Source organism: Dyadobacter sp. NIV53 (assembly GCF_019711195.1).
In the GTDB taxonomy this organism is placed as follows: domain Bacteria; phylum Bacteroidota; class Bacteroidia; order Cytophagales; family Spirosomataceae; genus Dyadobacter.
The window spans coordinates 968,930-979,563 of sequence record NZ_CP081299.1; the positions used below are offsets into that span (position 1 = coordinate 968,930).

Annotated in this window: 6 protein-coding genes and 1 pseudogene; 5 read left to right on the plus strand and 2 right to left on the minus strand. The window is 44.2% G+C overall.

Translation table 11 applies throughout. The features are described 5' to 3' along the window. Nucleotides 1–2: 2 nt before the first annotated feature. Both KZC02_RS03845 and KZC02_RS03850 read left to right on the plus strand, forming a co-directional pair. Nucleotides 3–2,507 (plus strand): PIG-L family deacetylase, encoded by a 2,505-nt coding sequence (locus KZC02_RS03845; RefSeq protein ID WP_221392901.1) that lies wholly within the window; start codon nucleotides 3–5, stop codon nucleotides 2,505–2,507. A gap of 176 nt (nucleotides 2,508–2,683) precedes the next feature. Further along, the gene (locus tag KZC02_RS03850) at nucleotides 2,684–3,301 is read left to right on the plus strand and encodes a carbonic anhydrase (RefSeq protein ID WP_221392902.1); all 618 of its coding nucleotides are present in this window, start codon (nucleotides 2,684–2,686) and stop codon (nucleotides 3,299–3,301) included. A gap of 80 nt (nucleotides 3,302–3,381) precedes the next feature. Here the strand turns inward: KZC02_RS03850 and KZC02_RS03855 are convergent, their stop codons facing one another. Continuing rightward, nucleotides 3,382–3,984: an FMN-dependent NADH-azoreductase gene (locus tag KZC02_RS03855; RefSeq protein WP_221392903.1), complete on the minus strand. Its 603-nt coding sequence runs from the start codon at nucleotides 3,982–3,984 to the stop codon at nucleotides 3,382–3,384. A gap of 113 nt (nucleotides 3,985–4,097) precedes the next feature. Here KZC02_RS03855 and KZC02_RS03860 point away from each other — a divergent pair, with 113 nt between their 5' ends. The 3 genes and pseudogenes from KZC02_RS03860 to KZC02_RS03870 all read left to right on the plus strand — a co-directional run bounded on the left by KZC02_RS03860 (nucleotide 4,098) and on the right by KZC02_RS03870 (nucleotide 6,549). After that, nucleotides 4,098–4,466: a helix-turn-helix domain-containing protein gene (locus KZC02_RS03860; protein ID WP_221392904.1), complete on the plus strand. Its 369-nt coding sequence runs from the start codon at nucleotides 4,098–4,100 to the stop codon at nucleotides 4,464–4,466. Nucleotides 4,467–4,537: 71 nt separating this feature from the next. Beyond that, nucleotides 4,538–5,453, plus strand: a pseudogene (locus KZC02_RS03865) (pirin family protein). Between the two features lie 73 nt (nucleotides 5,454–5,526). Beyond that, nucleotides 5,527–6,549, plus strand: coding sequence for an LLM class flavin-dependent oxidoreductase (locus tag KZC02_RS03870; protein WP_221392905.1), 1,023 nt, complete (start codon nucleotides 5,527–5,529; stop codon nucleotides 6,547–6,549). A 94-nt stretch (nucleotides 6,550–6,643) separates the two neighbouring features. Here the strand turns inward: KZC02_RS03870 and KZC02_RS03875 are convergent, their stop codons facing one another. Beyond that, entirely contained in the window at nucleotides 6,644–9,973 is a 3,330-nt protein-coding gene (locus KZC02_RS03875) for a glycosyl hydrolase (protein ID WP_221392906.1), read from the minus strand. Between the last annotated feature and the right edge of the window lie 661 nt (nucleotides 9,974–10,634).

Genomic DNA, 10,634 nt, shown 5'->3' on the forward strand with positions numbered 1-10,634 from the left:
TTATGAAAACACATGTACTTCGTTATTTATTATTCGCAATTGTATTGACCGAAATGGCAACTTCAAAAAATATATGGGCCCAGGTACCATCAGGCGCTTCATCATCAGAAATTCTTCAGGGTATCCAAAAACTGAATGTCCTTGGAAACGTATTGTATTTCGGTGCGCATCCTGACGATGAGAATCCCACTTTCATTGCCTATATGGCCAACGAAAAACATTATAATACCGCCTACTTTTCACTGACACGCGGCGATGGCGGACAAAATGCGATCGGAACCGAAATCAGGGAAAATCTTGGGATATTAAGAACACAGGAACTTTTGCAGGCAAGAAGAATTGATGGCGGGCACCAGTTTTTTTCCCGGGCAGTAGACTTTGGTTTTTCCAAAAGCGCAGAGGAAGTTTTTACAATCTGGGATAAAGAAAAACTGCTCTCAGACGCTGTCTGGGTAATCAGGAAATTCAGGCCGGATGTGATCGTAACGCGCTTTCCACCGGACGAAAGAGCAGGGCACGGACAGCATATTGCCTCAGCGCTCCTGGCAGAAGAAGCTTTTGATGCCGCGGCAGATCCAAGCCGTTTTCCGGAACAGCTCAAATATGCCGGTATCTGGAAGGCAACGCGTTTGGTTTGGAATGCAGGTATGTGGTGGAACCAAAGAAGGGATGAAGTGGATGAAAATGATGCAAAAGAATGTATTAAAGTCGATGTAGGTGTTTTCAACCAGCTTCTGGGAAAATCATACGGAGAGATTGCAGCGGAAAGCAGGACTGTTCATAAAACACAGGGCTTTGGCACAATTGGTTTCCGTGGCAGCCTGACCGAATATTTCAAACACGTAAAAGGCAAACAGGCCACAGATGATTTATTCAGTGAAATCAATACGAATTGGAGCAGGGAAAAGAACACACGAAAAATAGATGAGTTGATCAGAAAGGCAATCAGCACATACAATTATATCAATCCGTCTGCTTCCGTCCCGGTTTTACTGGATGTGAAATCCGAACTTGAAAATCTGCCTGACGGCTATTGGAAAAAGGAAAAATTAAAAGATCTGAATAAAGTAATCCAGGAAGCGCTTGGCCTGTTTCTTTTGGTAAAATCTGACGACTATGCCTATACGCCGGAAGACAAAATCAGGTTAAAAATTGAAGCGACCAACCGTTCGCCGGTTCCAGTAATTTTAAAGAAAGTATATTCTCCGTTTGAAAAGGGAGATTCACTGGTCAATTTGCAGTTGGCAAATAATGAAAAAATTGAAATTTCAGGAGTTGCCCGGATTCCATCTGATACCAGATATTCGCAGCCTTACTGGCTTGAAAATGAAGGCAGCCTTGGCCTGTTCGAGGTTCCTGATCAGCGGGAAATTGGCGTGGCAGAAAATAAGCCTGTAGCCAACGTGGGTTTCGACCTTGAAATAGGCGGGCGTTCGTTGCATTATTCAGTTCCGGTTGTGTACCAAAAAACAGATCCGATCCTTGGTGAAATTTATCAGCCACTTGCCATAACACCTCCCGTTTATGTTTCAGTCGACAATAAGGTTTATTTATTCGATGGCATAAATAGTAAAAAAGTAAAAGTGAACGTTAAGTCTGCATCGGATAACCTGACAGGGAATGTACGCTTAAAACTACCAAAAGGATGGCGTGCAGAACCGTTTTCAATCCCTGTAAACCTTAAAGCCAAAGGAGCTGAACAAAATGTAAATTTTGAATTATTCCCGCCCGGCCATGCGGATGAAGCTGAAATAAGTGCGGTGGTAACAGTGGCAGGAAAGGATTATAACCGCAGCCTGAATTTGATCAGCTATCCGCATATTCCAACCCAGATCAGTTTTCCGAAGGCCACTGCAAAAGTGGTCAAGGTTGATATCAATAAAAACGGCCAGCTGATCGGCTACGTAAAAGGCGCCGGTGATATGGTCCCGGCCAGTCTGCAGCAGATTGGTTATGAGGTCATTTTGTTGGAAGACAATGATATTTCTACCGAAAAACTGCAAAGATACGATGCTGTGATTGTTGGTGTCAGGGCCTATAACATGATCGAACGGGTCAGGATCATTAATCCGATTTTGCTTAAATATGTAGAAAATGGCGGAAATCTGATCGTGCAGTACAATTCCGACCAGGGTTTGCTGATGAAAGACTTTGGCCCCTACCCTTTTACAGTTTCCAGCAAACGTGTAACGGTGGAAGGTTCGGAAGTACGCTTTCTGAACAAAGAATGTAAAGCACTGAATTATCCCAATAAAATTACCCAAAAAGACTTCGATGGCTGGGTTCAGGAGCGCAGTTTATACCAGCCTGAAAACTGGTCTGACAAATATGAGACAGTGATTTCGTGCAACGACCCGGGTTGTGAAAAACTGGATGGCGGAATACTCATTGCCAAATATGGCAAGGGAAATTATGTGTATACTACCATGAGCTGGTTTCGCCAGTTGCCAGCCGGCGTTCCGGGGGCTTACCGTGTTTTTTCAAATCTGATTTCTTTGGGAAAATGAGGTTTAATACTTCGGCTTTCGGCGGACGGCTTTCGGTTTTCGGCGTTTGGCTTCGCCATACTGCTGCGTTTACTGGTTGGGCTTTTTTTTGCCGAATGCCGATGGACGAATGCCGACCGCCGACCGCTTCTTTCATTTTCCCTTTCAATTAATTTCAAATCTTAATTTTCAATGTTATGTCAGAACAAACAGGCCAATCCGCATTCCCGAAGAGTGCAATTTTACAGGATGTACTTAATGCAAATCATGCGTACAGCAAAAATTTTGGAGACAAATCGAAACTGACATTGCCGCCTGCAAGGCAATTCGCTATTTTAACCTGCATGGATGCACGGCTTGATCCTGCCAAATATGCCGGACTTTCGGAAGGAGATGCACATGTAATACGTAACGCCGGCGGCCGGGCAAGTGATGATGCGATCAGATCACTCATTATTTCCCATAAATTACTGGGAACAAAAGAATGGTTTGTCATTCACCATACCGACTGTGGAATGCAGCTTTTTACCGACGATATTATCAGGGATCTATTGGCTACAAGTTTGCAAACAGCTACTGTTGACGAAAACGGATGGCGCAATCCGGAAGAAACAGGCGGTTCAGATGAGGCCAGGTACACGGCATTCCTGACTTTCAAAAATCTGGAAAACAGTGTCACCGAAGATGTGGAAAGAATCAGAAAACATCCGCTTGTAAATCCGCTTATTCCCATTTATGGATTTGTTTATGATGTAAAATCAGGAAGTTTAATTGAAGTTACCGAGGCAACGGAAGCAGGGAAAATTGCGGCTTAATCTGATGTTCTAAGGATATCAAAACAGAGGTTGTCTGAAAATCCGGACAACCTCTGTTTCTTCGGCCATGGAAAGAAATGTTAATCAATCGCGATACTTTCAATAGCTTTTTCCATAGCATTTTCCTTTACACCCGGAATTTTTAAACCCTCAGCACGAAAAACAGTAAGGTCTGTCATGCCTAAAAAGCCAAGGAAAGATTTCAGATATGGAGCAACAAAGTCGTTCGCTTTACCAGGCCCTTCTGAAAAAACACCGCCGGAAGACATTGCCACATAGACTTTTTTCCCAGTAACCATACCGACAGGCCCATTTTCACCATATCCAAAAGTGATACCAGCTCTTGTTATGTGATCAATCCAGGCTTTCAGCGATGTATGGATGGTAAAGTTGTAAAGCGGTGCGCCGATGACGATGATATCAGAAGCCATTAACTGTTTAACCGCCTCATCAGAAAAACGAATGGATTCTTTTTCCTCTGTCGTCAGCTGATCACCCGGAATAAAGAAGGCACGAAGAACAGCAGGGTTAAGATGAGGGATTTCTATATCTACCAGGTTTAATTCTTCAACCTTACTGCCGGGGTACTTATCCTGAATTTTTCCAATAATTTCATGACCAAGCCTGATGCTGTAAGAGTGGTTACCCTGTACGCTTGAGATTAAATGAAGGATGCGTTTCATAAGAAAATTATATTTATTTTTCACTTGCAAAAGTATAGTTACCAGGTGATCAAAAGTGAGTACTTACCCAAAGGAAAGCGGTTACCTTTAGGAATGTGTTTATCTTTGCAACTATGAAAATCAGGATAGATGACACGCTTCCGGGCATTGCAGAATGTGCCGGTTCGCTAAAAAATGTAATTGATGCGCTTTATGTACTGAACGGTAAATGGAAGCTGCCATTAATCCTGAGTCTGGTGCAGTCGTCGAAGCGTTTTAATGAGATCCAAAATGAAGTTGCGGGAATTTCATCCAAAATACTGGCCAAAGAACTAAAGCATTTGGAGCTGAATGATTTTATCAAACGAAACGTATATCCGACCACGCCTGTTACCATCATCTACGAAGCAACTGACTATAGCCGGACTTTACAAAACGTTATGAGGGAGCTCAGTGCATGGGGTGGACAACACCGCGAAAAGGTGAAGCAAAATATGAGGTAACTACAATTGATACCAAATGAAATTCACCCATCAGTCAGACGTAATTTACTTTTAATTTCTCCATTATTCTTATGCTCGATATAGTCATAGAATCCAGAAAGGCGGAAATAGTCCCGGGATTTGAAGTAAAACGCATTCTTCCTTATCAATTGCGGAGAATGGTTGGACCGTTCATTTTTATGGATCATGGAGGGCCTGTAAATATACCAACGCCGACTGCAACCAACCTGGATGTACTGCCACATCCACATATTGGCCTTTCTACGGTAAGTTATTTATTCAGCGGGAAAGTAACTCACAGGGATAGCCTCGGTGTTGAGCAGATCATAAAACCAGGTGAAGTGAACTGGATGACTGCCGCAAAGGGTATTGCCCATAGTGAACGTTTTGAAGATCCTGCTATGCTTGCCGGAGGTGAACTTGAAATGATACAAACCTGGGTGGCATTGCCTGAAAAAGATGAGGAAGGAGAGCCGGCATTCAAAAATTATACCGCAGAACAATTGCCGGTCTTTACGGATAAAGGTGTCTGGATGCGTTTGATAGCCGGTGATGCGTATGGATTAACTAGTCGTGTCAGTACAAATTCACCTTTGTTTTATGTACATGTCATTCTCAACCAGGGTGCCAGGTTTGGCCTGCCGAAGGAATATAGCGAAAGAGGTGCGTACATCGTTAAAGGCAGCGTTGAAGTGAATGGTATTACCTACAATGCCGGAAAATTGATGGTTTTTACCAAAGGTGTAGATCCGTTGATTATCGCAAAGGAAAATACGACGCTGATGATGCTGGGCGGTGAGCATTTGGGAGACCGGTATATTTGGTGGAACTTCGTCTCCAGCCGCAAAGAAAGAATTGAACAAGCAGAAGGAAGACTGGAAACAGGGACGTATTATTTTGCCCCCAACTGACAACCAGGAATTTGTACCGCTTCCTAAAGATAAATCCAGGCCGGCCGGCGGTCCTCCTCCGGGAGCCCTTTCTTAAAAAGTAAAAGGTCAGGCTGACCGGTGATTCTATAACAGTCAAAATCAGGATAGATATAATTTTAAATACGATAATGGAAATAGGAATTGATAGTTTCGCATCTGCAATGTATGGCAGCGATGTTCTGAGCAGCGTGGATGCAATGGAACAATTACTGGACAGGATTTCAGCAGCGGATCAGGCGGGACTTGATATTTTTGGCATTGGTGAACATCATAAAAAGGAATTTCTGGATTCCGCACCTGCTGTAATCCTGTCTGCCGCTGCGGCCAGAACCAAAAGAATTCGCCTGGCCAGTGCCGTCTCTGTGCTAAGCACCGCCGATCCCGTGCGGGTGTACCAGAGTTTTGCAACACTGGATTTAATATCAAAAGGACGAGCCGAACTGGTAGTCGGTCGCGGATCTGCAATTGAAGCATATCCGCTTTTTGGATTTGACCTTAACGATTACGATGCGCTGTTCAAAGAAAAACTTGAACTTCTGCTAAAAATCCGGGACAATGAATTTATTACCTGGTCCGGCAAGTTCAGGCCTGCAATGAAAAATCAACCCGTTTATCCTAGGGCGATTCAGGAAAAATTACCTGTTTGGCTGGGTGTGGGCGGCACACCGGAATCATTTGCCAGAGCTGGAAGATTAGGGCTGCCTTTGATGGTGGCGATTATTGGTGGTGAAACAGAACGTTTCCGTCCCTTAGTCGACTTGTACCGCGAAGAAGGACGCAGAGCGGGTTTCCCTTTGAATCAGTTAAAAGTTGGATTACATTCACCAGGATATGTTGCGGCTACCAACGAGCAGGCCGTTGCTGAATATTATCCGGGTTATGCCGAGCTCTGGACCAGATTGGGCAGGGAACGAGGCTGGCCTCCGGTTAACAAAGCAAAGTTCGATGTACTGATTGGCCCAAGAGGTGTACTGGTAGTTGGCGGACCAGAACAAGTGGCCGAAAAACTATTAAGGCATAGTGAAGCATTAGGCGGTGTTGACCGGTTTACATTTCAGATGGATAATGCAGGCCTTACCCACCAGCAACTGTTACATTCCATAGAACTGATCGGTACAAAGGTTATTCCATTGGTCAAACAACTTACTTAGATTGATAAAGCCGGTAAATCACGAAAATTGCACTTTAATTAAGTATCTGTCTGAATTTGAAAAACGAAAAGGTCTGATAGATTAAGAACATTTACTATTCCGCCACTTTTCTTCCCTGAATAATTACCGGCCCAATTAAACCTGAAACACGCAGCGGCGCATTTTTATCGGGGCCGTTGATTGTCCAGGTTTTACGTTTTTCTTCAGGCTGCCCGGCATCGTAGACCAGACGATTGAACCAGGTACTTGTCACCTGAACGGAAAGCGTATTCTGTCCCTTTTTTACCAAATCTTTCACGTTCATACGATACGGTGGTGCCAGTAAGTTGCCGGCCTCTGTGCCGTTTATAGTGATTGCTGCGACCATATCAACACTGCCCAGATCCAGAATATATTCCATACCGGGAGTTGTTTTGTCAATATTAAAAGTCGTTGTATAAGTTGCAGTTCCTGAAAATGATTTTCCTTCAGATGAAATATCAAGATCTTTCCATGGTTTCAGATCAGGTAATTTTACAGGTTCCGTAATGCCCCAGCCTACCGGGAAGTTCAATGTCCAGGGATTAGTAATTTGAACGGATGAAATATCCTTGTTTTTTACAACTTTCGAGGCAACACTTCCTGCCCCATTTTTTCTGAATACAATAAAACACGAATTCGATTTGATCAGGTCGAGTTTAATGACAGTACGATCGCCATCGCGTCGGCTTTCGATGGATCTAAAAGTTCCGGTCACAGGATCCCAAAGCTCCGCGGCTCCGTTTGTCCGAAAGCTAAGTTCACCAGAAAATCCTTTTCCCCTGGGTGCACTCACAAAATACCAGTCCGCGTCGTCTGCCTTCCGGTGTTGCCATAAAGCATCGCCTCCGGTAACATCGGGTTTTAATTTCAATCCGGTCAATGCCTGTTCCAGTGTCATACCAGATATAACATAACCCTTGCCATTCTTTCTCATTCCTTTTTGAACTCCCCAAATATTCTTAACCGCTGCATCAAAACGTATCCTGGCGGCTTCGCCTCCGGACAATGTTGCAAGGCCAACCGGGGCTTCACCAATCACAGTCGCTCCCTGCTGTACCAACAAAAGTATTTTTTCCAAGGTCTGTGGCAGCATGCGCGGTGTATCCGGCAACCAAAGCACACTATACTGTATTCCTTCGGGTGTTACCAATTTTCCGTTTTCCACTTTAAGGCGGTTCAAGAGCACATCGGGATTACAATAATCGTATTTGAATCCCTTCGGAAAAGGAGCATTCTGGTCTGGTTTATGATTGATCTCATCTCCAAGATACCATAACACATCAGAAACCGGCTTGCCTCTTTCCAGCAGATAGGTGCAACGTGCCAGATAATTTGTAAAGTCGGGCATAAATTTCCACCACGTTTGGCCTCTCAGAAACGGCGTCCCTATTCCAGCACCGAATGACGTACCTGGCGGGAGAAACGGAGTTTGCGGATTGTGCGTGTAAGTATGAAATACAAAATGACTCACACCTTCCACAGCGTTACAATTCGCTACCTCCCGAAGCATTTCAAAATGTTCATCCCACGATAAACTGATGTTCGTGAAAGCCTCGGCAGCAACCCTCGGCTTGCCGTACATTCTTGCAGCAGAAGCAGTTGGTTTGATAGGCTTAAAATTGATGGAACCAACAAAATCATCAGTCATGGGCTGCCAAAACTCGGTCATCGGAACATCGGCAAATTTGAAATATTCAAGTATATCTCCGGGTAATACGTCGCCGGCGGATGTTTCATAGGTAACATTCAGCCCGTTTTCTTGCGCCAGCGTCGCCATACGCCCGTAATAATTGTTTGTAAAAAGGTGGTTAATCGTATTTCGCCAGTCAATTAAAAAACGTCCTGTCGTTTCATGATCTTTAATTACATAACCAAACAAAGCCGGAAGCCACTTTCGCAGCGAATAATTGGAAACATTCATAAACTCCTTTTCCATTTCCGGCGTCCAGGTCTGGGTATGGCATTCCCAACTGTCGATCAGCATTCCATTGAGAAGGCCTCTTGCAAGTGGCCCGTTTTGACCGGATAACCTTCCTATATAACCCGCAAAATGTGCATTTGCGCCTGACGCCGAAAGTTTGTTGGCTTCCCATCCCGTTCCTTCTTTGGGAGCAGGCCCGTTTTCTTTACCCGAATTGACATGGCCAAGACGAAGAACTGTCCAGTTTCCTTTTGGGGCTGACCAGTTCAGTTTTCCATCTTTATCCATTTTGTCCGAAATATCCAGGATCCTGTCAGGATCAATAAATGCTTTTGCAGACTGTTCAGGATTTTGACCGCTTCTTTCAATACCTCTCAGCGTCCATGCAGCCTCCGATTCCCAACCGTTTTTTCTTGCCGCAGAAAACAAGCGAAGAGAACTCAATGCCATATTGTATTTATTGAAAATGGAAATACGGTATTTTTTCACTCCGGCAACCTCGGAACAAGCCAGCGTGATCGGCTGATCATCCTGCCAGTTTGACTGCGGCATATTTACACTGAGAATATCCTGTATTTTCCCATTATCCAGCACAGCCTGTATGGTAACTTTCACGCCCGGATCATAAGACCTGCCGTGGTTAAAACCCTGTATACTGGGAAATTCCACGCTGCGAAGGGACACCGCCTCAGGAAATGTTACCTCTATCCAATGTGGCTTATCGGGATCAGCAGGAGCTAACCGGATCTTATCTTTGGCCTGCCCGGACAGATACTGTTTCCAGTCAGCATCCACATTGCTTGTTACCAATTGCGGTACCAGCGGTATGCCTGAATCGTCCAGAGGTGTAGGAAATGCAAGAACTGTCACGTCACGGTAATCACGCCATGGTTCTGTACTCGGTTGCGGCACAGGCAGTATTTGATTTACAAGCTCCCCTCCCTTCATATCGGTACGGCTCCAGACAATGTTGCGCATTGCGTTTGAAGGTTCGATCCAGGGCCCGCCGGAAGTTGCCCATCCGGGGCAATTATTCATTGAAAAGAAAAGCCCCAACCTGCGGCATTCTGTTGCGGTATGTTTTACGGCATCATCCCAATTCGCGCTCAAACTTGTAATCTGGGGTTCTACACCAGGCCATGGGCCGCCAAACTGGCCGTGAAATAATTGTATGCCGGAAAAGCCAGCCGTTGCTATTGCCTCCAGATCTTTGGTGATACCTTCCTTCGAGACATTCCCGCCAATGTAATGGAACCAGGTCTGGGGATGATACACTTTCGGAGGAGCAAGAAAAGATGCTTCATCTGCCTTGCCAAAAGGACGGTTAAGTTCTTCCTGCGAAGGAATAAAAGGAAGTTTAGCAACCTGAGCACTGACAGATGACGTAAAAATGAAGATCAGGATGGCAACTGCTAATGAGTGTACCGGTAAAAAATATAGTTTCGTTCTTTCTGATGAATTATTAACTTTCTCTCTCACCATCAATGGTTTAAAGGGTTTTAGGACTTAATTTATTAACAGTTTTGAATTAAACATGAAATGTAGTTTTCCCTCAGGAGACTAAGCCACCTAAGGTTCTTGTTTTAAAACAAATAACTTTCGTGCTTGCGTTACTTCGTAATAAAATAACACCTTGACATAAGCTGCTGTTTTATACCAAAGATTTGAAAAAGGAAACACTACTTAAAACAGGCCGTATAATTAGCCGGAAATGCAAAGGTCGTCCGGATATTAATTCAAAAAAATTGTTTCATTGCCAGTGTTTGTTTACGGCTTTACAGGTTTGATCAGGATGGTTGGGATCACACCCTCAGGTTCGGGATTGATAACTGGTGGATAACCGACCTTGAAAGTCCAGATGTGCGTTCACGATTTCAACCGGAGAGATCTCTCGGAAACGGATCATTTCAGCGCGTGATGTAGCATCCTGGTAATAAACCGGGTCTTTTTGATTTTTCATTTTGCTGTTGTTTTTGACTTATCTGACCGGCAATTGACAGAACAAAGGTGCCACAGCCGGGCTTTTGAAACGAAGTCATTTGACACAATCTCACGTTGACATTTGTCACACTTTTTGCATTTGAATGAATTATAAAATTTTCAGATCAAAATGCGGGAAAATTCTATGGATAGATTCTTTTTA

Excerpts from the sequence above, each read along its gene's own strand:
- KZC02_RS03845 (WP_221392901.1), top strand. The coding sequence starts at position 3 with ATGAAAACACATGTACTTCGTTATTTATTATTCGCAATTGTATTGACC.
- KZC02_RS03875 (WP_221392906.1), bottom strand. The coding sequence starts at position 9,973 with ATGGTGAGAGAGAAAGTTAATAATTCATCAGAAAGAACGAAACTATAT.
- KZC02_RS03870 (WP_221392905.1), top strand. The coding sequence starts at position 5,527 with ATGGAAATAGGAATTGATAGTTTCGCATCTGCAATGTATGGCAGCGAT.
- KZC02_RS03860 (WP_221392904.1), top strand. The coding sequence starts at position 4,098 with ATGAAAATCAGGATAGATGACACGCTTCCGGGCATTGCAGAATGTGCC.
- KZC02_RS03855 (WP_221392903.1), bottom strand. The coding sequence starts at position 3,984 with ATGAAACGCATCCTTCATTTAATCTCAAGCGTACAGGGTAACCACTCT.
- KZC02_RS03850 (WP_221392902.1), top strand. The coding sequence starts at position 2,684 with ATGTCAGAACAAACAGGCCAATCCGCATTCCCGAAGAGTGCAATTTTA.